Genomic DNA, 23549 nt, shown 5'->3' with positions numbered 1-23549 from the left:
TCCAAATCCCGGGAGAGGCGTCGAGAAACGTTCACAGGTCGCCGAAGCCGTGCAATCGTCGCCAAGGCGACTTGCCGTCGGCGCCGCCATGGGATTAAGAGCCAAAGTAACAGACATCCCCGGAGGGAGCCTCACCATGAAACGCCTTGTACTCGGCCTGGCCACGGCGGGCCTGGCCCTCGTGCTGGGAACGGCGGTCGCCGTCTCAGCCTCCAAGAAGGAAGAAGCCGCCCTGGCGGCAGCGCGCACCGCGGGGATGGCCGAGGCCCCCGCCATTGCCCAGGCGGCTGGCATCGCCTGCCAAGTCACCGATGCGCGCTTCGTCGGTAAGATGGCGGATCCCAAGACCAAGGCCAACACCAACTTCTACGAGATCGACTGCGACCGCGGCGTCGGCTTCGTCCTTCAGGCCCCCCCGGGCGTGAAGCCTAGCGCCTTCAGCTGCATCGAGGCCAATTCCACCCAGCCGGACGGCAAGCCGCCGTCCCTGCCCTGCAAGCTGCCCGGCAACGCCAATCCGCTTGCTGACCTTGCGCCTCTCCTGACCAAGGCGGGCGTGTCCTGCACTCCGGACGCGGCCCGGGGCATAGGCCAGACGGCCAAAAACACCTTCCTTGAAGTCTCCTGCCAGGGCGGCTCCGGCTATGTCCTGCAGGTTGATGCCCCGGCCAATCCCGATGGCTCCTCGGTCGCCAACGACTGCCTGACCTTCGACGTGACCGACGGTAACATCAAGTGCAGCCTGCATGACGCCGCCTACCGATTGGCCGTTGTCGACCGCTACGCCGCCGCCGCCAACAACGGCTGCGCCGTGAAGGATCGCCGCTACATCGGCATGTCCCAGGGCGGGTCGAGCTACTACGAAACCTCCTGCCAGGACGGCAAGGGCTACATCTACAAGGTCGAAAAGGGCCAGGTCACCCAGACCACGTCCTGCGAGAAGGCCATGGCCCTGCTCGGCGGCTGCACCCTGACCGACGCCAAGGACGCCCAGACTGCCCAGGCCGGCCTCTATTCCACCCTGTCGAAGAAGGCCGGCTTCGACTGCCAGGTCTCCAAGTATGCGCCCTTCCCCTCGCCGCCCGGCAAGGACGTCGTGGAGATGGCCTGCGCCAACCGTCCGGACGGCGCCGTCGGCGTCTTCACGTCCAAGGCTGAGACCACCCAGGTCGTGGACTGCGCCCGGGCACCGGTCGTCGGATACCGCTGCTCCTTCTCCAAGCCCGAAGCCTCCCTCAAGGCGGTGACGGGCGACCTCAAGAAGATGGGCAAGACGGAGTGCGACGTCTCGGCGGTGCGCCTTCTCGGCAAGACTGCGGCGGGCACAACCTACCTCGAGACCGCCTGCGCCGACGGCCTCAAGGGCTACATCCTGGAGTACAAGAGCGAGCCCCTGACACCGATCAACGCCGTGGGCTGCGCCTTCTCCAGGGATTGTTCCCTGCCTGGCAACAAGTAGGGCGGATTCAATCCCGAACGACGAGGGCCCGCGGGATCGCTCCCGCGGGCCATTTTCGTTGTCCCCGGGGTCGGAAGCTCAGATGGCCGCCTCGATGAAGCGCGGGCCCCGCTGGGACATGGCGCTGGCGAAGGCGGCCTCGAAGGCCTCGCCGGTCTCGCAGCGCACCGCCTCGACCCCCAGGCCCCGGGCCAGGGACACCCAGTCGATGTTGGGATCGCCCAGGTCCAGCAGCTTGCGCGCCGAGGGGCCCGGCTGGCCGGCGCCGGTCCGGTTCATCTCGATGTTCAGGATGCGGTAGCTGTGGTTGGCGAAGACCACCACGGTGACGTCCAGCTTCTCGCGGGCCATCGTCCACAGGCTCTGCACCGTGTACATGGCCGAACCGTCGCCGTTCAGGGACACCACCTTGCGGTCCGGACAGGCCACCGCCGCTCCGATGGCCAGGGGCCCGCCAATGCCGATGGCGCCGCCGGTCAGGGCCAGGACCTCGTGGGGAACCGTCGTCAGGCAGGGCGCGGCGACCCCGCCCCCTGAGGTCACCGAGTCGTCGCACAGGATGGCGCCCTCCGGGAGGTGGCGGGCCACCGCCACTCCGCAGGCCTGGGGTGTCAGGGCTCCGGACGCCGGGCTGGCCGGACGCTTCAGGGGTTGGGACGGACCCGAGGCCGGGGCGCCGAGGGCGTCCGCCAAGGCCTCCAGGGCTGCGGCAGCGTCCGTGGCCCGGTCGGCGAGGGAGAGGGTGGAGCAACCCTCGGGCACAAGCAGGCTTGGCCGTCCGGGATAGGCAAAGAAGGCAACAGGCTGGTTGGTGCCGGCAAAGACCATCAGATCCGTCCCGGCCAACTCCTCCAGGGCGGCCTCGCCGAAGTACTGCATCCGGGCCGGGGCGAAGACGCCCGCGCCCCGGGGCTGGCGGGCCACGAAGGTATCGGACAGGACCCGCACGCCGGCCGCCTGCAGCCGGGCGGCCTGGACCAGCCCACCGGCCAGGCAGGCACCGCCGCCGATCAGCACGACCGGCGCCGAGGCAGCGCGGATCGCCCGGGCGGCAGCCTCCACGGCCTCCCCGTCCGGCGCGCGCAGCCTGGGTCGCGAGGCCGGGGCGAAGGTGGTGTCTGTCTCTGTCCAGGCGGAGTCCGCCGGCAGGATAAGGCTGACCGGCCCGGCAGGCGGGCCGTGGCTGGCGGTGATGGCCTCTGCGGTGACGGCGGCCACCGTGTCGGCGCTGTCAGCCGACTTCACCCAGAGGGAATTGGCCGCAACGATGGACGGGATGTCAGAGTTCAATGGGGCGTCGAACTGGCGGTGGTAGGTGGCGTGGTCGCCCACCACGTTGACGAGGGGCGTGTAGGCCCGGCGGGCGTTATGCAGGTTGGCCAGGCCATTGCCGTAGCCGGGACCCAGGTGCAGCAGGGTGCAGGCGGGGGTCCCCGTCATCCGGCCATAGCCGTCGGCGGCTCCCGTGGCCACGCCTTCGAACAGGCACAGGACCGGACGCATGGCCGGCTGTCCGTCCAGGGCGCTGACGAACTGCATCTCGCTGGTACCGGGATTGGCGAAGCAGGCGGTCACGCCGTTTTCCACCAGGGTGCGCATCAGGGCGTCGGCGCCGTTCATGTGGTCTGGGCCTCCCCGCCCGGGCCAGCCCTTCGGGTCAGGCCGTCTCGAAAACCATGACGCCGGGGTCCGGCGCTTTCGCAAACATCCGCCCGATGAAGGCCGCCCGCAAGGCCCGCGCCACCGGCTGGGCGATGTAGCCCTTGTCGGTGATCTCGCCAGCGTTGGCGTCGGGGCCGTCCGGCAGGACCAGGGCCCGGGCCACCCGCCCGGCGCCGCCCCCACCCCGGGCGTTGTGAGCGCTGAGGGCGGCACGCACGGCCTCTGCCACCGCCTCTGGGGGGTGGCCGGGCCGGGGATAGAAGAGCAGGCCCACGCCGGCCTCACCCTCGCCGCAGACGATGGCGTCGGTAACGGCGTCGCCCACGGCACCGATCACGGCGATGCGCAACTCGCCCACGTTGACGAAGGTGCCGCTGGTGAGCTTGAAGTTCTCGGAAAGACGCCCGTCGAAGGCCAGGCCTTTCCGGATGTCGTCGGGGTCCACCAGCCGGGCGGCGTCGCCCAGGCGGTAGAAGCCCTCCTCGTCGAAGCTGGCCGCCGACAGCTCGGGCTGGCCCAGATAGCCGGACGTGACCTGGGGTCCCTTGACCCGGAACTCCAGCTTGCCAGCCATGGGCGCCAGCTTGACCGTCGTGCCCGGCAGGGGCAGGCCCATCATCCCCATGCGGGTGTTGGGCCAGTGGACATTGGAGGCCGTCGGGCCGGTCTCGGTGGCCCCGTAGCCCGAGGAGAAGCTGATCCTCTCGCCCACCGTGCGCACCGCAACCGCCTGGATGCGGTCACAGATTTCCTGGCCCAGGTTGGCGCCGCCGTACTGCATCAGGCGGACCCGGGAGAAGAAGTTGCGGGCCAGGTCCGCATCGGCCTCGAGCTCACCCGCGAACATCATCCAGCCCGCCGGGACCATGTTTTGGTAGGTCGGTGCCACCTCGCGAAGGTTTCGCACCGTGTCGCCGAACCGGCCCTCCACGGGCTGGCCAGCGTCGATGTAGAGGGTCCCGCCCCGGTGCAGGACCATGTGCAGGATGGCGTTGGCGCCCAGGCTGTGGCTCCAGGGCGCGGCATTGACCACCACCGGCGGGTCCGGGTCGGCAAAGCAGGCGGCCACCTGGGCGGCGTTGGCGGCCATCCGCGCCTGGAGGTTGATCACCGCCTTGGGACGGCCGGTCGAGCCGGAGGTCAGGAGGTATTTGGCGTGGTCCTCGGGCCGGGCCGAAGGCGTTGTGGCCGAGGCGCGCTCCAGTTCCGCCAGGGACACGTCCCCGGGCCGGGCGTTGCGGCCGGCGATCACCGGCAGGCCGGCCAGGAAGGGTGCCGCCAGGGCCTCGCCGAACAGGGCGGCGTCCTCGGTGTAGATGGCTGAGGGGTTGAGGGTCTCCACCGCCTGGGCCAGCCGGGAGAGATTGGCGCCGGGCAGCCCGTACTGGGGCGAGACCGGAGCGACGGGCATGCCCTGGCTCATGGCCGCGTACATGATGAGGGCGTGGTCGATCCCGTTGCGGGCCAGGATCAGCAGGGGCCGGGCCCCCCCGATCCCCCGGTCGCGCAGGCCGCCTGCCAGGACGGCGACGCGCCCGGCGGCCTCGCTGTAGCTGACCTCGCGCCAGCCCTCTGCGGACCGCTCGGCCAGCCAGGTCCGCGAAGGTGCCCGCCCCGCCCAGTGCAGCAGAGGCTCGGCAACGGTGCCGAAGTCCCCGTCAAGCGGGGTGGGGTTGAACAGGATCCGGGTCCCGTCGGGCCGCACCTCCACCTCAAGCCGGGCGGGGGCGTAGCGGGGATCACGGATGGGGGCTTGGGCGATATCCATGGCGCTCTGGATGGACGGCCCCGCCGCCGACTGCAAGCGAAAGCCGCCCGTTCAGGACAGGAGAGGGGCGGGCCCGGGAAGGGTCGCCCCGCTCACCGTCAAGACGCAGCCAGCAGGCCCGTGCGGCCCCGGATCACGCAGACTGGGTGGTATCGGGCAGGCCCAGTATGCGCTTGGAGATGATGTTGTTCTGCACCTCCGAGGAGCCGCCATAGATCGACATGGCCCGTCCCGAAAGCCAGCCGCGTACAGCCTCGATCTCCTGGCCTGTGAAGGCCTCGCCATCCCAGCCCAGGCCCTGGTGGCCCATGATCTCCAGCACCATCTCCTGCCGGATCTGGGCCACGTTGGTGGCCGAGTTCTTGAGCACGGAGGCGGCGTTGGTGGCACCCGAAGCGCCCCTGGCCTCGGCCGCGGCGCGGGCCAGGGTCAGGCTGTGGACCCGGGCGTCCATGATGTGGCGGATCATGCGGGTGCGCAGGTCGCCGTCGGCGATCCGGCCCCGGCTATCCTCGCCCACGTACTTGCGGGCGATCTCCTCAAGCGGGGTGGCGCGGCCGCCCATGGAGACGCCGGTCTGGCTGGCGCGCTCGTGCTGCAGCAGGCGCTTGCCCACCGACCAGCCTTCGTTGAGCTTGCCCAGCAGGGCGTCCTTGGGGGCGACAGCGTCGGTGAAGAAGGTCTCGCAGAAGGGCGAGGCGCCGGCGATCAGCTTGATCGGACGGGTCTCGATGGCGGGTTGGCGCATGTTGATCAGCAGGAAGCTGATGCCGTCATGCTTCTTGGCGGTGGGATCAGTACGGACCAGGGCCCCGCACCAGGCGGAGTACTGAGCGCCGGAGGTCCAGATCTTCTGGCCGTTGATCAACCAGTGGTCGCCCTTGTCCTCGCAGCGGGTCTGCAGGGAGGCCAGGTCCGAGCCGGCATTGGGTTCGGAATAGCCCACGCACCATTGAACCTCGCCGCGCACGATGGGCGGGATGTGGGTCTTCTTCTGCTCTTCGGTGCCGTAGTCCAGGATGGTCGGTCCGATCATGGTGATCCCCATGCCGAAGACCATCGGATTGTAGGCACCGATCCTGGCCATCTCCTGCGACAGGACGCGGCCCTGGTGAGGGGTGAGCCCGCCGCCGCCGTATTCCGCCGGCCAGGTCGGGGCGGCCCAGCGCTTGTCGGCCATCCGCTCCTTCCAGAGCCTCATGTCGCCTTCAGGCCCGGGGCCCTCCATCGAGGCGAGGGCCGCACCGGCCTGCCCCTTCAGGGACTCGGGAAAGTTCGCCTCAAGCCAGCTGCGGGCTTCCTTCCGGAAGGCCTCGAGTTCAACGTCGCCGCCGAAATCCGCCATGGTCCTGTCTCCGTCGGCACCGGGAATACGGCGCGCATTGGGCCTAAGCTTACCCTGCCAGCCAGAGGGGGCAAGACCTGCCGCAGCGTCAGGCCGTCTCAGGAAATTGATCCGGCCCGTCCCAGGAGACTAGGCTAGGCTTTGAAGGCGATGGAGAGGACCGCATGACGCCGCCGCAAGGACGCTCTCTGCTGACCGATGAGGACGAGACCAGCTTCGTTGGCCGCCTCCTATCCATTGCCTGCCGCACCGCCCTGGAAGAGGGTCTCGGTGCCGTCTCCACCCTCCGGCTCGCCCGGGACGCCGGGGTCTCCCGGGTGGCGGTGGAAAAGCGGTTCCGCACCCGCGCCGACCTGCTGGCGGCCCTCCAGGCCGACATCCTGGGCGAGGCCGCCGAGTCGCTGGTGGACGCCCTGGGCGGCATGTCCCCGCTCCGGCCCCAGGCCCTGGAGACCCTCTGCCGCCTGTGGGTCGCCCACTGGCTGGACCGTCCGGCCCTGTTCCGGGTGGCCTTCCCCGACGGCGCGGCACCGCCGCGGACCGGGCCCCGGGACGCTCTGGCACCACTCGCCATCTATTTCACGGAGGGGCTCGACGGGACGGAAGACGGGGCGCGTGCCGACCTGCTGCTCTGCGCCCTGCAAGGTATCGTCTTGTCCCACCTCGGACCGCGCCCCGGGGACTGGACCGAACCCGGCGACCTGGTCGCCCTGGCTATCTCAACCGTCCGAAAGTGACGTCCACCCTTTACAGGCTGGCCAACCGGTTGTTCAAATTCACTCCACGAAGCCCTCAGGGCCTGGAGGAATTGTCATGACCCCCGTTGAATTCACGCCTGAGGCCATCGAGGCAGCCTCACAGGACGCCGTCCTCCCCTATCGGGACTTTCTCCGATCAGGCGAGCCCTACGCCTCGATCGCAAGGCACAATCCCTGGACGAAGGTGCCTTCGGCCCGGTCGGAGCTGGAGTGGGGCAAGGGCTGGTACTACGACACCACCGTGGCGCGGAAGCACCCGGACTGGCGCGACCTGTCCCCGCCCCGGCCGACCCGGGACATGGAACAGCTCCGGCGCGACCTCTACGCCTGGGGTTTCTGCCTGATCGCCGACGCCCTCTCCGTCGAGCAGTGCGCCCGTCTGCGTGAGCGGGTGGTGGACCAGGCCGCCGCTGAACGCGACCTGGGCGTGGCCTATCTGAGCCCGGCCCAGCAGCACGTCTGGTCGCTGATCAACAAGGGGGAGGTCTTTCGGCTCTGCCTCGAGCTCGACCCGGAGGCCGTCCAGGGCGGGCAGATGGTCGAGCGCCTGATCGACGAATTCACAGGACCCGGCTGGCAGCACTACAGCTTCCTGTCGAACATCTCCTATCCGGGATGCTATCCGCAGGGTCTGCACCGGGACCAGTCCTTCCCCGCCCCCTACGACCTTGGCGGCGCACCGGCCCTGGTGAACATCGTCTACTACCTGCAGGACGTGGACGAGGTGAATGGCGGCACCCTGGTGATTCCAGGTTCCCACCGCAGCAACGGGACGGGCGGCGAGACCTATGGTGCCCTGCCCCGGCCCGTGAACCTGGAGGCGCCCGCCGGCACGATCATGCTGATGGACGGGCGCACCCTGCACGCCGGTGCCGTCAATCGCTCCGACCGGTTGCGGTATATCCTGACCAACTCGGTGGTCCGCCCCTGGGTGCGCCAGCAGGAGGCCTTCCTGCTCAGCGTCCGACCCGAGGTGCTGGCAAAAGCCTCGGACAAGCTGCTCTACCGGCTGGGCTATTCGGCCCATTCCAGCAACAGCATGGTCGAGGGCTACGGCTATTTCGGCAGCGGCCGGGCGGGAGACCCGAACGGGGCCATCGTCCACGCGCGCCAGGCCATGGACCGGGGTGAATACACCTGGATGGCGGAGCTTTCCCGGGGCCAGTCCACCGCCGCCGACGTCATCGGCCTGGGCCTGGCCCGCATCCAGCGTGAGAACGAACCTGCCCGGGCGGAGAGCTACGCCGCCGCCGTCAGCAAGATCACATCCCTCTAGCGGGGCAACGGCGAGGCTGAGGGTCGGTCCGACCCAGGGGGAGTCACCGGAAGTCAGCAGACCCCCTCCGTCCCGCTGCGCGGGCCACCTCCCCCTGATGGGGAGGAATTACAGAGCCAATTGCTCCCCATCAGGGGGAGCTGTCGGCAAAGCCGACTGAGGGGGTCAATGGCGTCGCAGCGCCGTCACGGCTTCGCCTCGGCGTCCAGCTGGGCGGCGATGGCGGCGATCAGGGCGTCCTGCCGGGCAGAGCGTGCCGGGTTGGTGGCCTCGGGCCAGGCGCTGGAGACCACGACCACCAGCTTCCGCGCCGGGTCCACGTGCAGTCTCTGACCGAAGATACCCAGGCCGTTGAACACGCCGCCCGGCTCTGTCCACCACTGGTAGCCATAGCCGAAGCGGTCGTCCGTGGCGGCCTGCTGGCGGGTGGCCTCGGCGATCCAGCCCTTGGGCAGGACAGCTCCGGCGGAGCCGATGCCGCCCGTGCGCAGGAATTCGCCCACCCGGCCGTAGTCGCGCAGGGTCATGGACAGGCAGCAGCCGCCGGCCTCCTGGCCGCGCTCATCGATCATCCAGAGGGCGTCCTGCTCCATGCCATAGGGCTTCCAGATCTTCTCGGAGAGATAGGACGAGAGCGACTTGCCGGTGGCGGAGGTGACCAGCACCCCGATCAGGTTGGTCTCGCCGGTCTTGTAGACCCACTTGGCCCCCGGGGCGGACTCCCGCGGCAGCTTGCGCATGTAGCTGACCGTGGAATCGAGGCCCGGGTCGGCCGGGGTCGAGAACAACAGGGCCACGTCACTATTGGGGTCGGTATAGTCCTCGTTCCACTTCACCCCCGAGGTCATGGTCAGGAGCTGGCGAACGCTGACCTGGTCGTAGGCACTGCCGCGCAGGCCGGGGATGTAGCGGGTGACCGCATCGTCCAGGCTCTTGATAGCCCCATCCTTCACTGCCGCGCCAACCAGGGTGGAGGTGACCGACTTGGCCACCGAGAAGGAGGTCCAGCGACCGTTCGGGCCATAGCCAAGGCCATAGCTTTCCAGCCGCACCCGGCCGTCCTGGAGGACGAGGATGCCCGCAGTCTTTTCCGAGGCCATGAAGGCGGAAAGGTCGAAGGGCTGGCCGCCGACCTGCACCAGCTTCAGGGGCGCGCCGGCCTGGAGGGCATGGACGCGCTCGCCCCGCGTTGCGGTGCTGACCGGGAAATGGGCCTCCATCTTCGGGAAGCCCGCCTCCTTCTCGGCCTGGGACCAGAAGAGGACGGACGCGGCCGGTGGTGGCTTGTCGGCGGCGACGGCGAAGGACGGAAGGCCCACGAGGGCCAGGCCAGCGGCGAAAAGGAGGCTGCGCATCAAGGGCTCCGAAAGGTCGGGATCTAACGCAGGGCTATCGCCCGGTCAGGGTGCCGGCAAGGGAAACGCGGCAGGGCCGGGGTCGGATGCAAAATGTTCTTGTTTTGTTTTGGTCGATCCGGGCAATCCGGTGAAGAGTGCGTTGCTTTGACATAGAGGACCCCGATGCCAAACAGATCTTCTCACAGCCGTTCCGACACCCGGGACGACATCGCCGACTGGATGCGCCAACGCGGTGAGGCGGTCGCCGCCAGGATGACACCCCAGGCCCGCGCCATGGCGCATGAACTCTTCCGGGTCGCGATCCGGACCGGCGCCGCAATTCCCTTGGCCACACCCATGGCGGTTGCCCTGGCGGGCGCCCAGACCTTGATGCGGGACCGTCGACAGGCTTCCTCTCCCGCAGCCCGTCCCCAGAAGGCCGCAGCTCCCCTGCGGCGCGCAGCGCCGCCGCAGCGCAAACCGGCGACGGCGACGGACCCCCGACAACCCGCCGAGCCCCTGGTCTCCAGCCTGGCCGCCGGGGCCAGGGGGGCCAGCGACGCCTTCACCTTCGGCCTGGGAGATCATCTGGGGGCGGGGCTCTCCGCCGCCGGGGGGATGATCCAAGGGCGTGACTTCGTGAGCGGTTACCAGGACGGGATGGCGACGGCCCGAGCTCAGGATGCGGAGGACTGGAGGCTGCATCCCTATGCCCGCGTCGCCGGCGGGGTTGCAGGGACCGGCGCCAGCCTGCTGGTCGCCTCGCCCCTGGCCCTGGGCCGGGCCGCAGCCGGAGGCGCCCGAATGGCGGCATTGGCAGATGTCACTCGACTGAAGGCGACGGCGGGCCTGGTGGGCCAAGAGGTCGCTGGGCTGACCGGACTCGGTGCCTTGAATGGCGCGGCCGGTCAGGCCGTGACGGATCATGTCCTGGGCCGGACCAGTCCTCTCTCCGATTATGCCGGCGCTGCTTTGGGGGGCGGGACGACGACCGCGGCCCTGCTCGCCACCCGTCGCCCGCAGGCGTCGGCCGCCCTGGGGGGCGCGACCACATCCTTGGCCCAGGATCTCTTCGGCGGGCGGCCCTTATCGGTCGACGAGGCCCTACAGTCGGCGGCGCTCAGCGGAGCGACCAGCGGCCTTGTCAGCCCCGTGGTAGCTAGGCGCGTCAACCGCCTGCGGCCCTCCGAGAAAGGAAAACTGGGCGAGAGGCTGTCTGAAGGACGTTCGCAACTGCGCGGCGACGCCCCCCGGGAGGGCGGCAAACCTCGGGTCCCCGTCGGCGGTGGGAGGGTGGCCATTCCCGATCACCAGACCCAGTCTGGTCTCTACGTCGAGGCCAAGTTCGGACCCAGTGCCGACCTCTCCAAAAACCAGAAGAAGGCATTTTCGATGGACCCGGACGGATTTCGGCTGGATCATTTCCTGCCTCAGGACGTGGGCGCTGCGGCGGCCACAATGGCGTCCAATTACGTCATGACGGCGCCACGACCTGTGGTGAAGAAGGAAGGGTCAGCGACGAAAACCAAGGGGAAGAGGAATTAACGCATGGGTATCGTAGCGAATTGCCTGGCCGTCCGGGCTTCGGAGGGCGACACGCTTCTGGAGCAGGTCGGCGCCGGCCGCACCGGCCAGACCGGGGACTGGAGCGAGGCGGTCTATGCCGGCAAGACCTTCGGAAGCGGCTGGTACGTGCTGGTCATCCAGGGACGACGATTTGATCCAGACCAGGATCTCGCCCCCCTGGCCTCGGGCAGAGAGATTTTGCACCTTTCTGTGGATGACGTGGTCATGCACAGCTCGGCTGTCCTGATGAAGGACGGCAAGGTCGTCTGGCGGGTCACGTCAGACGCCGACGAGGGGTATTCCGAGGAGGGCCAGCCGCCCGGGGGCCTGGCCGAGATCCTGGCAGACCTGAGGCGGCAGCAGGATGAACAGGACCCGGACGACCCCGGAACGGACTACATCTTCGACGCGCCGATCGAGGCCGCGGGCCTGGTCACCGGCTTCCGGGGCCTGGCGGACACCCACGACCCCGCCCTGGGCGAGGGCTTTGAGCTCCTGGAGCCGCCGGCCCGGCCGGCCCGGCCCGGTCTCTTCGCCAGCCTCGGCCAGATCTTCGGGTTCGGCCGGAAGGCCTGAGTCCGATGCCGGTCAGAGCCGGTTGTGCGTCCCGTCGCAGAGCGGTGCGCCGGCGGTCTGCTTGCAGGCGCAGAAATAGACGGTGCGGCTCTCCGGGGCTTCCCACTTCAGGGGCATGAAGTCCGTGCCTTCGCGCAGGTGGGCGCCATCGCAGAAGGGCTGGTTCTTGGACCGGCCGCAGGTGCACCAGAAATAGGCCTTGCCGGCCACGACCTCGACCGGCATCGGCGCCTTGCCCGCCACGACCGCTTTACTGTCCGTCATCCTGGTTCTCCTGTCAGGGTGGCCCGGCAGGGCCATACGATCAAAGGGTAGGCGCTTCAGAAGCCCTCCCCGCCCAGCCCGGGTGGATCAGGACGGCTTGGTGGGTTTGGCCGGCGTCTTGGCCACGTCCGCTGCCTTTGCGGCCTCGGCGGCCTTGGCTGCAGCCTCGGCCTCTTCCGCCCGCGCGCCCGCCAAGATGCCGGGAAGGGCGTAGTTCCCCTCATGGCAGGCGTATTCGTAGATTTCGCCATTCAGGGATGAGAACTCGTACTCACCACCCCAGGGGGCGTCCCACAGGGTGGGGTCATCGATCTGGAAGCCGTAGTGGATCCGGTCCTTGGCGACACGGGTGAAACGCTCGGTGACCTTCAGGTTCTCCCAGGACCCGCGATAGGCCTGGCGCATGGGGATGTTGGTGGTCTCAACCACCAGGGTCTCGCCCTCCCAGCGACCGATGGAATCCCCCATCCAGGGACGGATACCGTCTGTGCGGTGGGTCCCGTTCAGGCGGATCATGCGCAAGTCGTGCACCATCTCCACCAGGATGGCCACGGTGTCGGGGCCCTGAACGAACTTGTAGTTGTTGTTGTAGAAACCGTTGGGGAACATGGGCGGTCCGGCGTTCCGGCCGAACGACATGATGCAGCGCTCCCCCAGGGCCCGGGTCTCGGGATTGTCGGCGGAGTTGCGGTACATGGCCATATTGAAGCCCGCCGGGGCCGGGGCACCGGCCTTGCGCTTGGGCACTTGGCCATCCGGCGTGGTCAGGAAGGAGGTCCGCGGCTCGCCCCGGACCCGCATGACCGTGGAGCCCGGCTCCAGCCAGCCCCGGTCATAGCCGCCAACAGCACCGCCGGCAGCCGCGTATTCCGGACGGATACCGGCCTTGACCTCGCCGCCGACCTTGGGCGCACCCAGGGTGGGATCGATGCTCACATTGCCCTGTTCGACCTCGCTGGAGGCCTGGGTTTCAAACTTCTTCACCTCGGCTTCGGTAAAGGTGGCGCGGGTCCCCAGGCCTGGCGGGCGGGTCTCCGGCGTCAGGGTGGCGTTGCTCCAGTTTCCGGAGAGGTCGGGCTGGCCGTATATGTTGCGCGGTGCCTTGAAGGGCGGTGCGGCAAGGGCGGGCGCGGCACCAAGGGCCAGGACGAGCGCGATCAGGACGGGCTTGGACATGCATCCTCCGGGGGAACTGGCCGGCTGGGGCGACCTTGGGGCAAGTCTAGAGCCGCCGGCTCCCGGGGGCAATCCGCCGCAAGCGCGGGAGGCGCCGCTTCAGCGTCTTTCCGGCCGGGCGCTGAGGAAGTCCGAAGCGCTGAACCCCTCAGGTGCCGCCACCTCTGCGATCGGGTCGTCCCGGTCGTCAAATTCCAGCCTGAGGGCCCGGGTCATGATGGCGTGCATGCCATAGAGGGCGGTGATGTAGGTGAACTCCAGGATCTCCTCGTCGCCCCAGAAGGCGCGCAAGGCGTCGAAGACCTCCGGCGGCGTGCGCCCCGAGCCCGTCGTCAGGCAGTCGGCATAGGCCAGCACCGCCCGCTCGCGCGCATCGAAGGCGTCCGAGACTGCCCAGCCGGGAATCGCCGCGATCTTCTCTTCCGACACGCCCAGGCCACGCAGGGACTTGCAGTGCTGGGAGAAGACGAACTGGCTGCCATGCGCCCAGCCGGCCCGGGTCTGGCCCAGCTCGCGCAGCACCGGATCGATCTTCCGGTCAGGATGCCGGTAGACGCCGAAGCCCTCTACCGCATGGCGGAAGATATCGGGGGCCAGGGCGAAGACGGTCCACCAGTCGCCTGGCGTGCCGGTAGCGGTACCCGGCTCGGCCACCGGGTCCCGGCCGGGGCCGAACAGCAGGTCGTAATAGCGATGGATGAGGTCCGAGCCGACCTCGGCCCGGGGAACCTGGCGCAGGACAGGCATGGCTCAGCCCCCCGTCCGGGCGGTCTGGATGGGGGCGCCAAAGCCGTCCAGCACCAGGCCCTGGCTGCGGCCGCCGTCCGCCGTGGCCGCCTCATGCTCGACGTCCGCCGGACCCATGGGCCGGGTCCAGGCGGCGAACTCCAGGCAGACCCCATCTGGATCGAAGAAATAGACCGAGCGCACGAAGACCTCGTCGGTCACTTCGGCGCTGATCTGGAAGGCGGAGTTATCGTGGTTGAAGACCGGCGAGACCTCGATCCCCTTGGCCTTGAGCCGCTCCACATAGGCGTCGAACTTCTCCACCGGCACGTTGAAGGCCAGGTGGTTCATGGAGCCGTGGGCGGTGACCAGCCCGCCCTCATGCGGCAGGGTCCGGGGCGAGGACACGCCCGGGGTCTGGGCCGGGGCGTCGGGGAACCAGAAGAAGGCGAGGGAGTCGCCGTTGCCGATGTCGAAGAAGAAGTGCTGACCCGACTTCATGGGCAGCTCGATGGTCTTGACCAGGGGCATGCCCAGCACGTCGCGATAGAAGGCCACCGTGCGGGCCATGTCCTGGCAGACCAGGGCGATGTGGTTGACGCCGCGGATGTCGAATTCTGTGTTGGCAGGCACGGTCATGGTCGTCGTCTCTCCGGCGAAGCTCAGGACTCTAGCTGATCCCTTCGGCCGGCCGACGTCAAATCCCCTGCAGTGGCGTAAGGCGGAGACGCCTCAGGCCTTGCGCCGCATGACGCGCATGTCGGGCAGGCCCGCACCCGGGGTCTCGATGCCCAGGGCCTGGATGATGCCGGAGTAGATCTCGGGCTCGGTCATGTGCCGTCCAGGTTCCGGACGTCCCGACAGCGGATCGAAGCCGTAGGTCATCAGGGTCTCTGGATCGACGCCGCCCAGCATCTTGCCGCCGTTCACCAGGGGCGAGACGATCAGGGCACCGTTGTTCAGGTCGTGGCCCGACCCGAAGGTCATGGCACCGGCCGGGCGGTTCCGGCTGCGACCGAACTCGGTGGCCACATAGACAAGGCTGTGGTCCCAGTAGCTCTTGCCCCCCGCCAGCTCCTCGCTCTTCAGGAGGGTGATCAACCGGTCGGCGACGCTCAGGACCCGGCTCCACATCAGGGACTGCACCTCCCGGTGGGCCTGGTGCGAGAAGTCGAAGGCGATGGGCGTATTGCGCATGTCCCCCGCGGAGAGGCCGCCCCGCCCAAGGGCCGCGCCCTTGTTGAACACCGCCGACGTCTCCGGCCCCAGTGTGACGGTCGAGGCCACGCCGCAGCGGATGAGCAGGAAAGCCAGGGCCGCCTGGCTCTCCAGCGGGTCAAAACCATAGGCGGGGAAGGCTTCGCGGACCTTCTTGGCCAAGGGCGACGACTTCAGGCCGCTGGCCTTCAGGGGCATGTCCTCGGAGTCGGAATGCACCATCAGCTGGGTGATGAGGTCCGCGCCCTCGATGTCCTTCAGTGGCGCACCGCGCAGCTCCAGCCAGCGCTTCAGGCGGACGGAGTCGCCGAAGGTGCGGACAAAGTCGGACTCAGGGTCGAGGGTCCCGTTCCGGAAGGCGCGGGCCGCTTCGAAGAGCTTGGCGTCGGGAGCCCCCGGCACGCCCTTTCGGCCATCGAGGGACAGGGGCCAGAGGTTTGGCGAAGGTGCCCGCTCGCCATAGGCAGAGGATGGCAGGGAATCGTCAGTGCCCCGGTCGGTGAAGGAGACGCCGTTCACCAGGTGGACGTTGGGAATGGGCTTGCCGGCCCCGTAGGTCAGGGCGACAGCCTCCTGGAGGGTGCGGCCCCTCCAGGCGGCGTTGCCAGTCACCGATCGGTGCTCCGCGACCCCGTGGTTGACGCTGGTGCCGGTGTAGGTCGCCACCATCATGTCCTGGCCGTGGCGCTTCACGAAGTCGGACTGGTTGGCGGTGAAGGGGACCGGGATGGCGCCGATCGTCTTGCTAGCGAAGTCGATGGCCCTGAAGGGACCCCCGCCGGGCGACTGCACGAGTTGGTCAGGCCAAGCGTTAAGGGTCGAGCCGTTGGCGCTCTCGGACTCCCGGACGGCCAGGAAGGAGTCGACGATCGAGCATCCCCCGGTACCGCACAGGACGATCAAGAATCGGGGATCTGCGCCGCCGGGGGTGCGGGCGGCGCGGGCAAGGCCGGGACCCGCCAGGCTGGCGGCGGCTCCGGCGAGAAGGCCGCGACGGGAAGGGGTCAGGTTCATGGGGTCGCTTCCGGGTCAGTAGAAGGCTGCCTCGGCCGATGAGGCCAGGGCGAAGCAGGCAAGAAGGGTCTGTTCGGACTGACCCCGGGCCGAGCGGCCGGTACGGCCCTCAACGCCCTGGAGGAAGGCCGCCATCCGGTCGCGTTCGGCGACGGAGGCGTCGCGCCTCAGAATGCGGTCGTAAAGGCGGTCGGTGAGGGCGTCGCGCCAGGCGCGGTCGGGGCGGCCCGCCGCGGACTTGAAGAGAAGGGCCTTGGCCGGGTCCGCCCTGTCCCTCGCTACGCGGTTGGCGCAGACCTGAAGGGCCACCCGGTCAAAGGCGATCGGGCTGGCCAGGGTGGCCTGGTCGAGGGGCTGCATGACCCGGGCGTCGTAGGGGTCGACCCCGCCGAGGACGATACGGAACGCCTTGTTCGAGCAGTCATAGCGGGACAGCTCACGGCAGATCTCGTCACGGGGAATCTCGAAGGTCTCGGACAGGTCGCGAAGATAGCGCTCCCCATCCTTGAACTTGATCCGGGGATCGGTCGAGGCTGGAGCGGCTTCCTGGGCGCTGACCACCGCCGGGGCGACGGCTACGGCAGCCATCACGGCCAGGGTCAGGGCGGCGAAAAGTCCGGGCATGCGCATGTCAGGGCCTTCCGTAGGCTTCGGTCAGGACCAGGGCGTGCAGCATGCGCTCGACCCGGTAGTTGAACTTGTCTGGGGCCTTGAGGCTCTTCCACATCAGGGCGAATTCGGTCTGGTCCGCCGGGCTGGGCTCGCGACCGACCATCATTTTCCAGTAGTCCCAGGTCACCTTCTGGGCGAAGGCGTCGGAATTCGCGGCCACCTGGCTCCACTCAAGAAGGTTGGCCACCTTCTGGCCGAAGATCTCCCCGGCCTCCGGGGCCTCGACCACCCGCGCCCCGTCGGTGCGGACGAAGTTCTTCAGGCGGTTGGGATTGTAGTTGTTGCGGATGATCCCGTCGTAGCGGGTGAAGGGATAGGTCAGGGGATCAAGGGTCGAGTGGCAGACCGCGCAGGCCGGGGCCGCAACGCCCTTGGCGTCATAGTCGATGGGCTCGGCCACAGCCGGGTGCAGGCCCTGCATCCGCGCCAGGTCAAGGCCCAGGTACTGCCGGTAGGCCGCCGCCGCCGTGGTCCGCGGGATGGGCGTGAACATAGTGTTCACAGTGGTGAACCAGCGCGTGGTGATCATGCCCGCGCGCTTTTCCCGGGGCACGGTCTGGCCGGCCTGGCGCATGCCCTTTAAGTCAGCATCGGGAACCGCCGCAAAGGTCGGCGGGTCGTCGCTCACGCGCTTCACGAAGTCCTGGCTGGTCAGCAGGCCGCGGACGTCGCGGTCGCCGGTGTTCATCCAGGCGAACAGGTTGTAGTCCCACTCATAGTCAGCCAGGGGGATCGACCCCGCCCGTGGGCCGGCCTTGATGCTGTCCTGCGGATTGATCTTGGCGTTGGCCAGGTTCCAGAGGACGCCGTTGACGCCCAGCCAATAGGGCGAGCGCAGGCAGGTATCGAGCTGGCCCGAAATGCCTTCGCGCCAGGACGATTCACTGGGCAGGCGTCGCCGGAAGGCGTCGGTCTCGGCCCGCGTCGGCGAGCGGCCGCAGACGTCGAGCACGACCTTGCGCCAGGCGTGGACGGGATCGTAGCCGCAGGTATTCCAGCGCCCGGCGGCGGCGCTGCGGGTCTGGCCCGGAGTGCAGCTCACGGCAGTCGGTCGGCTATCGCCGTTCTCGGGTGCCGACCCCTTCAGGATTTCGTCGAGGTTGGAGATCCCGTCGCCGTCGGCGTCCAGGGCCTCCACGGCCTTGAGGGCCGCCGGCAGGGCGGCGATGTAGTCGGCGTCCGACAGCGGGCGTGCAGCGCCAGGCGCGAGGTGCTCGGCCACCTGGGCACCGAACAGGTTCCGGGCCGGCGGGACGGTGTGGCAGGTCGTGCAGTTCACCACTGGCGAGGCGGCGCAGGCGTGAGCCGTCGGGTAGATCTTGCAGAATTCCATCGAGGCGGGCGGCTTGGCCACCGCTTCCCCCCCGGGGCTGGCAAGACCCGCCGCCAGGGCGGACAGCCCGACCGCAGTGATCACCGCTGCCCAGGCCTTCAGGCCCGAAAACCGCCCCACGCGCCAAGACGTCATTCCTGGAATCTCCCCGACGATTTCGAGCGTTTTCGTCGCATGTTGCGCGTCGCTGTCAAGTTAACGGCGTGCAAGAAACCTCCTGACCGGCCCGGCCGCCTCGGCTAGGAATAGGAAAACCATCGGTGGAGGAGACTCGGGGCCATGCAGATCGATCTTTCCGGGCGCGTTGCCCTTGTCACCGGCGGAGGCCGGGGCATAGGCCGGGCCATCTCCCTCTTCCTGGCGCAGGCCGGAGCTGACATCGCCGTCAACTACCGCTCCGATGCCGACTCCGCCGAGGAGACCGCCGCCGAGATCCGCGCCCTGGGCCGCACCGCCCGCATCTACGCCGCTGCGGTAGAGGATTTCGACCAGGACGCCGCCATGGCCGAGGCCGTGGTGCGCGACTTCGGGGGCGTCGACATCCTCGTCAACAACGCCGGTATCGCCAGCCGTGGCCAGTCGGTGGCCGACACCGACCCGGCCGAGATGGAGCGGGTGGTCCGGGTCCACGCCTTCGGCCCGCACTACCTCTCCAAGCTCCTGATCCCGCAGATGCGCACCCGGGGCCGGGGCGACATCATCATGATCTCGTCCGTCGCCACGATGGGCATGTCGGCCCGCGGCGGGCCCTACAACATGGGCAAGGCGGCCATGGAGGCCCTGGCCCTGACCATCGCAAAGGAAGAGCGCGTCCACGGAATCCGCTGTAACATCGTCGCCCCGTCCCTGACGGTCACCGAGATGGGCAAGCGCCTGACCAAGGCCACCACCGGTCTGGCTGACATCCACGAGCTGGACGCCAGATCCCCCTTCGGCCGGGTCTCGACCCCCGAGGACGTGGCCGCCGCCGTGACCTGGCTGGTCTCATCCGCCAACCCCTATGCCAATGGCCAGAAGATCAACATCAACGGTGGAGGCTGAGGCCTATGGCGCCCGGGACTGGCTTCCCTAGGCCTCGCGGAAACTGACGTCGAAGACCGCGCAGATGTTGCGCACCACCCGGCGGCCAGCCTCGGTGACCTTCAGGTGGGCGCCCTCGGACTCGACCAGGCCGTCGGCGGCGAAGGACTCGAGGCGGGACAGTTCGTGCACCAGGTCCCGGGGTTTGCGGCCATAGCGTGAGGCGATCTCGCCCAGGTCGACGGCGAAATCGCACAGGAGCCGCTCAATGATCTCGCCGCGAAAGCGGTCGTCGGCGCTCAGCATCGCGCCGAGGGCGACGGGTAGCTGGTCGTGGTCGAGGGCCTTGCGCCAGTCCCCCACCTGCAAGGCGTTCTGAGCGAAGCCTTGCGGCAGGCTGCCGACCGCCGAGGGACCCATGCCGATCACGACCTGGGTCGAATCTGTGGTGTAGCCCTGGAAGTTGCGGTGCAGACGCCCCTCCGCCTGGGCCCGGCACATGTCATCCTCGGGCAGGGCGAAGTGGTCCATGCCGATGTGGACATAGCCCTCCGAGGTCAGTCGCTCCGCCGCTGCGTCACTCTGGTCCAGCCGCTCCGAGGTGCCTGGCAGGGCCGCCGCCTCGATCAGCGTCCGACTGGCCGTCATCCCGGGCGCCAGGGCGTAGCCCAGCAGGGAGACCCGCTCGGGCCTCAGGGTCATCATGCTGTCCAGCGTCGCCAGGGTATTCGCCCGTGTCTGGTGTGGCAGGCCGTACATCAGGTCCATGTTGATCGAGGTCACCCCGCCGTCGCGCAGCCAGCGCATGCAGTCGGCGATGTGGTCGAAGGCCTCGGGGCGGTGCACAGCAGCCTGTACCTCGCGGTCGAGGTTCTGCACCCCCAGGCTGGCGCGGGACAGGCCGTTGACCGAGGCGATGGTCACCCAGTCCTTGGTCAGGGTCTCTGGGTCCAGCTCGGCGCCCACCTCCAGGGAACCGACGAAACGGAAGGCCGCCGACAGGGTCGCCATGACCGAGCGCAGCTCGAGGGGCTTCAGGATATTGGGCGTACCGCCGCCGAAGTGGATGGACGAGACCCTCGGCCGGCGCCGACCCAAGGCCCGGTGCACCGCCAGAAGTTCTTTCTCCAGGTAAAGGACGTAGGCCGCCACCGTCCCCCGGCTGATGGCCGGCCGGGCATTCCGGGCGCAGTTCCAGCAGAGGCGCGAGCAGAAGGGCACGTGGATGTAGAGCGAGACCGGCTCGTCGTCAGGCAGGCCGTTCAGCCAGCCGGCGTAGATCTCGGGCGTCACCTCCGGCGTGAACTGCGCCACCGTGGGATAGCTGGTGTAGCGCGGCGCCCGGCCATCGTACTTTTCAATCAGCGCATCCCGGCCAAGCCGCGAGGTCGTCACGCTCATGTCCCCCTCCGCTCCGGCACCCTAGAGGGCGTTGGTCGCCAGCCTGTCACCGGGAAGCCCGCCCCCGCGCCGTAACGCAGATCAATGGGCACCTTCCTACGGAGGAGGCTGCGCGCGGGATCTCTTCCACCCGAAACCGTGAAGATGAAGTGAGCGGAAGGCCGCCAGCCACCCTACCCCGCGATCTCGCAGATCCGCCCCGCCTTGGCGTCAGTGTATCCGGCGGGGGTCCAGGCGAGTTCGCCGTTCACCAGAACGGCCTCTACGCCCACCGAGTCGCGGGTGTAGCGCATGCCGTCGCCGGGCATGTCGAAGATCGGGCGTTCCTCGCCCCGGCCGATCCGGTCAGGGTCGAACATCACGATGTCGGCGGCCTGGCCGGGCTTGAGCAGGCCGCGGTCCTTCAGGCCCCAGATGGCCGCCGTCTCGCCGGTGATCTTGGCCACCGCCTGCTCCAGGGTCAGGGCTCCCGTGCGGCGCACGAACTCGCTGAACAGATAGCCTGTGTCGCCGTAGGTGGCGAAGGAGGCCAGGTGTGCACCGCCATCGCCGGCGCCGATGTGCACGTCGGGCCGGGCCAGCAGGGGGCCGATGCGGGCGCTATTGTCGTGACCGCCATTGGCCGAAAGGAAGGCCACGTCCAGGCCGTGCTCCAGCGAGACCTCGATCAGGGCCAGGGCGCAGGACTGGCCACGGGCGTCGGCGATCGCCTTCAGTGTCTTGCCCGCCAGGTGGGCCGGGGCCTCGCCGCCGCCGCGCACCACCAGCCGTCCCATCAGGCGCTCGCCGCCGTCGGGGCCGGTGTCCTCCACCATGCGCGCCACCGTCTCCGGGTCGGTTAGGGAGGCGATCCGCGCCTCCAGGGGCTGGCGCAGCACCCGCACCCAGCGGGGGAGGCGGGCGAAGAACAGGCTGGGCCGCAGGAGGGAGAAGCTGATGTCGATGGGCCGGGTCTGCATCTGCGGCCAGACCCGGGCGCCGCGGGCGAACTGCTCGGCCGAGCGGCCCAGGATCCGGTCCACGCTGGCCGGCGTCTGGCGGTTGTCGAACACCGGCGAGTAGGTGGTGGGGATGCCGTGCTTCAGGCTCAGCTCGGCCAGCTGGTCGATCCGGGCGATGGTGATGTCGGCGTCGTAGAACTCCGGCACGATCTGCAGCATCCGGCCGAACTCGCCCAGCACGGCGCACAGGGCGTCCAGCTCAGCGAACTGGGCAAAGCGGCTGGGCACGGGGCGGGCGTTCTCGTCCACGTCGACAAAGCTGGTGGACAGGCCGATGGCTCCGGCCGCCAGGCACTGGCGCAGCACGTCCTGCATGGCGGCAATCTCGTCGGGCCGCGCCGCGCGCTGGTTGGCATCGGCCCCCATCACCCAGACCCGGATGACGCTATGGCCCACCAGGGGCGCCACGTTGATGGCCAGCCCCTTTTCCAGGGCCCGGCGATAGCCCTCCCAGTCCTCCCAGGTCCAGTCGAAGGCGATGGTGAAGGCTTCGGGCGGCAGTTCCTCGATCTGTTGGAACATGCCGACCACCGCCTTGCGGTCCGCCGCCCTCAGGGGCGCCAGGGACAGGGAGCAGTTGCCCGGGATGATCGAGGTGACGCCATGCTCCAGGCTGGGCTTGGCCGCCCCGTCCCACAGGAGCTGCACGTCGAAATGCGTGTGCGGGTCGATGAAGCCGGGCGCCACGGCCTTGCCGCCGGCGTCCATCTCGGCCAGGGCCGAGCCCTCCACCCTGGGCCCAACGGCCACGATGCGCCCGTCCTTGACGGCCACTTCTCCCGCGTAGGCTGGCGCGCCCGTGCCATCCACGACCCGCGCATTGCGGATTACCAGGTCATGCATCTCGCTCTCCCAAATCTGCCAGCATACTCGACCGCGAACCCCCGCCCGGGCAAGCCCTTCCTCTCGGCCTGTTCAGGCGCTGCCTAATTCCTCCCCCCAGGGGGAGGTGGACCGCGAATGCGGGCCGGAGGGGGTCAGCTGAGATGCCGTTGACCCCCTCACCCGGCTTCGCCGGGAGCTCCCCCTTGGGGGAGCAATTCAGGGTCAGCGCGACAGCCCTGCGATCACCTGCCGCCAGGGCCGGCCCACCAGGTCGCCTGCCCCCGCCGCCCCGCAGCCGGCCAGGACATCGAAGCCAGCCTCGGCGTCCAGCACCACGGGGGCCACGACGCCGTTCTCAAACCGCACGCTGAGGGTCAGTTCGGCCTCGCCGTCATGCCCGGCTGAGACCTCGGCCGCCACCACCACGGCCACGCCTTCGCCGCTGTCGGGCAACGCCTGGCTCAAGACTGCGGCGGCTCGATGAAGACCACGTCCCCGCCCAGCAGCAGGCCGCGGGGCTTGCGCATGGCGAAGATGTGCAGGTTCCAGCCCCGGATCCGGTCCATGGCCGCCTCGAGCGGCAGGTCCGGCAGGGACCGCGCCGCGAGCGCGTCCAGGGTCTCGTCCGCCTCCGGTGTCACGAACCGCCTCTGCACGGTGAGCGTCATTAGAAGGCCTCCCTGACTGCGACGTTGGAAGTGTGGCACGCTGGCGGATGGGGTTGCAATCTCACGCGGGGCCTGCAGAGGCCAGTGGGCAGGGCGATCCTGACCCCCGCCTCCCTCGCCGTCGCCTACCGCCCCGTGAACACCGGAGGGCGCTTTTCCAAGAAGCTGGCGACGCCCTCGCGGTGGTCCTCGGTCTTCATGAGGGTACGGATGGTCTCGATGGCCCAGCCGCCCAGCTCGCGCGGGTCACCGTAAGCGGCCCGGCGCAGGCCCTCCTTCATGTAGCGCAGGGCCAGCGGCGGGTTGCAGGCGATGCGGGCGGCCAGGGCGCGGGCGCGGTCCATCAGTTCGGCGTGGGGGGTCACCTCGCGGACCAGGCCGATGCGCAGGGCCTCCTCGGCATCGATGACGTCGCCGGTGAACAGCAGCTCGGCGGCCTTGGCCGGGCCGACGATGGCGGGCAGGCGGTAGAAGCCGCCGACGT

The 23549-nt window shown here is 69.0% G+C and carries 22 protein-coding genes; 6 read left to right on the top strand and 16 right to left on the bottom strand.

The window, feature by feature from the left end; all coding sequences use genetic code 11:
• Positions 1-136 precede the first annotated feature (136 nt).
• The gene (locus WCJ52_RS00920) at positions 137-1459 is read left to right on the top strand and encodes a hypothetical protein (RefSeq protein ID WP_336901406.1); all 1323 of its coding nucleotides are present in this window, start codon (positions 137-139) and stop codon (positions 1457-1459) included.
• Between the two features lie 78 nt (positions 1460-1537).
• On the opposite strand, the gene WCJ52_RS00915 is transcribed toward WCJ52_RS00920, so the two are convergent.
• The 3 genes from WCJ52_RS00915 to WCJ52_RS00905 form a co-directional block, all read right to left on the bottom strand.
• Positions 1538-3079: an acetolactate synthase large subunit gene (locus WCJ52_RS00915; RefSeq protein WP_336901405.1), complete on the bottom strand. Its 1542-nt coding sequence runs from the start codon at positions 3077-3079 to the stop codon at positions 1538-1540.
• 37 nt (positions 3080-3116) lie between these two features.
• The gene (locus WCJ52_RS00910) at positions 3117-4889 is read right to left on the bottom strand and encodes an AMP-binding protein (protein WP_336901416.1); all 1773 of its coding nucleotides are present in this window, start codon (positions 4887-4889) and stop codon (positions 3117-3119) included.
• Positions 4890-5022: 133 nt separating this feature from the next.
• Positions 5023-6234 (bottom strand): acyl-CoA dehydrogenase family protein, encoded by a 1212-nt coding sequence (locus WCJ52_RS00905; protein WP_336901404.1) that lies wholly within the window; start codon positions 6232-6234, stop codon positions 5023-5025.
• A 164-nt stretch (positions 6235-6398) separates the two neighbouring features.
• Here WCJ52_RS00905 and WCJ52_RS00900 point away from each other — a divergent pair, with 164 nt between their 5' ends.
• Both WCJ52_RS00900 and WCJ52_RS00895 read left to right on the top strand, forming a co-directional pair.
• The gene (locus WCJ52_RS00900; RefSeq protein ID WP_336901403.1) at positions 6399-6971 is read left to right on the top strand and encodes a helix-turn-helix domain-containing protein; all 573 of its coding nucleotides are present in this window, start codon (positions 6399-6401) and stop codon (positions 6969-6971) included.
• A gap of 76 nt (positions 6972-7047) precedes the next feature.
• On the top strand, positions 7048-8268 hold the full coding sequence (locus WCJ52_RS00895) for a phytanoyl-CoA dioxygenase family protein (RefSeq protein WP_336901402.1): 1221 nt from the start codon (positions 7048-7050) through the stop codon (positions 8266-8268).
• Between the two features lie 185 nt (positions 8269-8453).
• On the opposite strand, the gene WCJ52_RS00890 is transcribed toward WCJ52_RS00895, so the two are convergent.
• Complete coding sequence (locus WCJ52_RS00890; RefSeq protein ID WP_336901401.1) at positions 8454-9623, bottom strand: serine hydrolase; 1170 nt, start codon at positions 9621-9623, stop codon at positions 8454-8456.
• 165 nt (positions 9624-9788) lie between these two features.
• Here WCJ52_RS00890 and WCJ52_RS00885 point away from each other — a divergent pair, with 165 nt between their 5' ends.
• Both WCJ52_RS00885 and WCJ52_RS00880 read left to right on the top strand, forming a co-directional pair.
• The gene (locus WCJ52_RS00885; protein WP_336901400.1) at positions 9789-11150 is read left to right on the top strand and encodes a hypothetical protein; all 1362 of its coding nucleotides are present in this window, start codon (positions 9789-9791) and stop codon (positions 11148-11150) included.
• A 3-nt stretch (positions 11151-11153) separates the two neighbouring features.
• On the top strand, positions 11154-11747 hold the full coding sequence (locus WCJ52_RS00880; RefSeq protein WP_336901399.1) for a hypothetical protein: 594 nt from the start codon (positions 11154-11156) through the stop codon (positions 11745-11747).
• Between the two features lie 12 nt (positions 11748-11759).
• On the opposite strand, the gene WCJ52_RS00875 is transcribed toward WCJ52_RS00880, so the two are convergent.
• The 7 genes from WCJ52_RS00875 to WCJ52_RS00845 all read right to left on the bottom strand — a co-directional run bounded on the left by WCJ52_RS00875 (position 11760) and on the right by WCJ52_RS00845 (position 18285).
• Entirely contained in the window at positions 11760-12011 is a 252-nt protein-coding gene (locus tag WCJ52_RS00875) for a CDGSH iron-sulfur domain-containing protein (protein ID WP_336901398.1), read from the bottom strand.
• Positions 12012-12098: 87 nt separating this feature from the next.
• Complete coding sequence (locus WCJ52_RS00870; RefSeq protein ID WP_336901397.1) at positions 12099-13187, bottom strand: hypothetical protein; 1089 nt, start codon at positions 13185-13187, stop codon at positions 12099-12101.
• Between the two features lie 99 nt (positions 13188-13286).
• Complete coding sequence (locus WCJ52_RS00865) at positions 13287-13934, bottom strand: carboxymuconolactone decarboxylase family protein (protein WP_336901396.1); 648 nt, start codon at positions 13932-13934, stop codon at positions 13287-13289.
• 3 nt (positions 13935-13937) lie between these two features.
• Complete coding sequence (locus WCJ52_RS00860) at positions 13938-14552, bottom strand: VOC family protein (RefSeq protein WP_336901395.1); 615 nt, start codon at positions 14550-14552, stop codon at positions 13938-13940.
• Between the two features lie 93 nt (positions 14553-14645).
• On the bottom strand, positions 14646-16145 hold the full coding sequence (locus tag WCJ52_RS00855; protein ID WP_336901394.1) for a hypothetical protein: 1500 nt from the start codon (positions 16143-16145) through the stop codon (positions 14646-14648).
• Between the two features lie 15 nt (positions 16146-16160).
• Entirely contained in the window at positions 16161-16769 is a 609-nt protein-coding gene (locus WCJ52_RS00850; RefSeq protein WP_336901393.1) for a hypothetical protein, read from the bottom strand.
• 7 nt (positions 16770-16776) lie between these two features.
• Entirely contained in the window at positions 16777-18285 is a 1509-nt protein-coding gene (locus tag WCJ52_RS00845; RefSeq protein ID WP_336901392.1) for a hypothetical protein, read from the bottom strand.
• Positions 18286-18429: 144 nt separating this feature from the next.
• Here WCJ52_RS00845 and WCJ52_RS00840 point away from each other — a divergent pair, with 144 nt between their 5' ends.
• A complete protein-coding gene (locus WCJ52_RS00840) occupies positions 18430-19191 on the top strand; it encodes an SDR family oxidoreductase (protein WP_336901391.1) in 762 nt (253 codons plus the stop codon).
• Between the two features lie 27 nt (positions 19192-19218).
• On the opposite strand, the gene hemN is transcribed toward WCJ52_RS00840, so the two are convergent.
• The 5 genes from hemN to WCJ52_RS00815 all read right to left on the bottom strand — a co-directional run.
• The gene (gene hemN, locus WCJ52_RS00835) at positions 19219-20571 is read right to left on the bottom strand and encodes an oxygen-independent coproporphyrinogen III oxidase (RefSeq protein WP_336901390.1); all 1353 of its coding nucleotides are present in this window, start codon (positions 20569-20571) and stop codon (positions 19219-19221) included.
• Between the two features lie 173 nt (positions 20572-20744).
• Complete coding sequence (locus WCJ52_RS00830; RefSeq protein ID WP_336901389.1) at positions 20745-22415, bottom strand: amidohydrolase family protein; 1671 nt, start codon at positions 22413-22415, stop codon at positions 20745-20747.
• A gap of 204 nt (positions 22416-22619) precedes the next feature.
• Entirely contained in the window at positions 22620-22862 is a 243-nt protein-coding gene (locus WCJ52_RS00825; RefSeq protein ID WP_336901388.1) for a hypothetical protein, read from the bottom strand.
• A complete protein-coding gene (locus tag WCJ52_RS00820) occupies positions 22859-23065 on the bottom strand; it encodes a hypothetical protein (protein ID WP_336901387.1) in 207 nt (68 codons plus the stop codon). Before WCJ52_RS00820 ends, WCJ52_RS00825 begins: the two co-directional genes overlap by 4 nt.
• A 125-nt stretch (positions 23066-23190) precedes the next feature.
• On the bottom strand, positions 23191-23549 hold a 359-nt coding region (locus WCJ52_RS00815), incomplete at its 5' end, for an enoyl-CoA hydratase-related protein (RefSeq protein ID WP_336901386.1).

The sequence above is a fragment of the Phenylobacterium sp. genome (assembly GCF_037138395.1).
GTDB lineage: Bacteria > Pseudomonadota > Alphaproteobacteria > Caulobacterales > Caulobacteraceae > Phenylobacterium.
This window is presented reverse-complemented; position numbering and strand designations above follow the sequence as displayed.

Excerpts from the sequence above, each read along its gene's own strand:
- WCJ52_RS00920 (WP_336901406.1), top strand. The coding sequence starts at position 137 with ATGAAACGCCTTGTACTCGGCCTGGCCACGGCGGGCCTGGCCCTCGTG.
- WCJ52_RS00915 (WP_336901405.1), bottom strand. The coding sequence starts at position 3,079 with ATGAACGGCGCCGACGCCCTGATGCGCACCCTGGTGGAAAACGGCGTG.
- WCJ52_RS00910 (WP_336901416.1), bottom strand. The coding sequence starts at position 4,889 with ATGGATATCGCCCAAGCCCCCATCCGTGATCCCCGCTACGCCCCCGCC.
- WCJ52_RS00905 (WP_336901404.1), bottom strand. The coding sequence starts at position 6,234 with ATGGCGGATTTCGGCGGCGACGTTGAACTCGAGGCCTTCCGGAAGGAA.
- WCJ52_RS00900 (WP_336901403.1), top strand. The coding sequence starts at position 6,399 with ATGACGCCGCCGCAAGGACGCTCTCTGCTGACCGATGAGGACGAGACC.
- WCJ52_RS00895 (WP_336901402.1), top strand. The coding sequence starts at position 7,048 with ATGACCCCCGTTGAATTCACGCCTGAGGCCATCGAGGCAGCCTCACAG.
- WCJ52_RS00890 (WP_336901401.1), bottom strand. The coding sequence starts at position 9,623 with ATGCGCAGCCTCCTTTTCGCCGCTGGCCTGGCCCTCGTGGGCCTTCCG.
- WCJ52_RS00885 (WP_336901400.1), top strand. The coding sequence starts at position 9,789 with ATGCCAAACAGATCTTCTCACAGCCGTTCCGACACCCGGGACGACATC.
- WCJ52_RS00880 (WP_336901399.1), top strand. The coding sequence starts at position 11,154 with ATGGGTATCGTAGCGAATTGCCTGGCCGTCCGGGCTTCGGAGGGCGAC.
- WCJ52_RS00875 (WP_336901398.1), bottom strand. The coding sequence starts at position 12,011 with ATGACGGACAGTAAAGCGGTCGTGGCGGGCAAGGCGCCGATGCCGGTC.
- WCJ52_RS00870 (WP_336901397.1), bottom strand. The coding sequence starts at position 13,187 with ATGTCCAAGCCCGTCCTGATCGCGCTCGTCCTGGCCCTTGGTGCCGCG.
- WCJ52_RS00865 (WP_336901396.1), bottom strand. The coding sequence starts at position 13,934 with ATGCCTGTCCTGCGCCAGGTTCCCCGGGCCGAGGTCGGCTCGGACCTC.
- WCJ52_RS00860 (WP_336901395.1), bottom strand. The coding sequence starts at position 14,552 with ATGACCGTGCCTGCCAACACAGAATTCGACATCCGCGGCGTCAACCAC.
- WCJ52_RS00855 (WP_336901394.1), bottom strand. The coding sequence starts at position 16,145 with ATGAACCTGACCCCTTCCCGTCGCGGCCTTCTCGCCGGAGCCGCCGCC.
- WCJ52_RS00850 (WP_336901393.1), bottom strand. The coding sequence starts at position 16,769 with ATGCCCGGACTTTTCGCCGCCCTGACCCTGGCCGTGATGGCTGCCGTA.
- WCJ52_RS00845 (WP_336901392.1), bottom strand. The coding sequence starts at position 18,285 with ATGACGTCTTGGCGCGTGGGGCGGTTTTCGGGCCTGAAGGCCTGGGCA.
- WCJ52_RS00840 (WP_336901391.1), top strand. The coding sequence starts at position 18,430 with ATGCAGATCGATCTTTCCGGGCGCGTTGCCCTTGTCACCGGCGGAGGC.
- hemN (WP_336901390.1), bottom strand. The coding sequence starts at position 20,571 with ATGAGCGTGACGACCTCGCGGCTTGGCCGGGATGCGCTGATTGAAAAG.
- WCJ52_RS00830 (WP_336901389.1), bottom strand. The coding sequence starts at position 22,415 with ATGCATGACCTGGTAATCCGCAATGCGCGGGTCGTGGATGGCACGGGC.
- WCJ52_RS00820 (WP_336901387.1), bottom strand. The coding sequence starts at position 23,065 with ATGACGCTCACCGTGCAGAGGCGGTTCGTGACACCGGAGGCGGACGAG.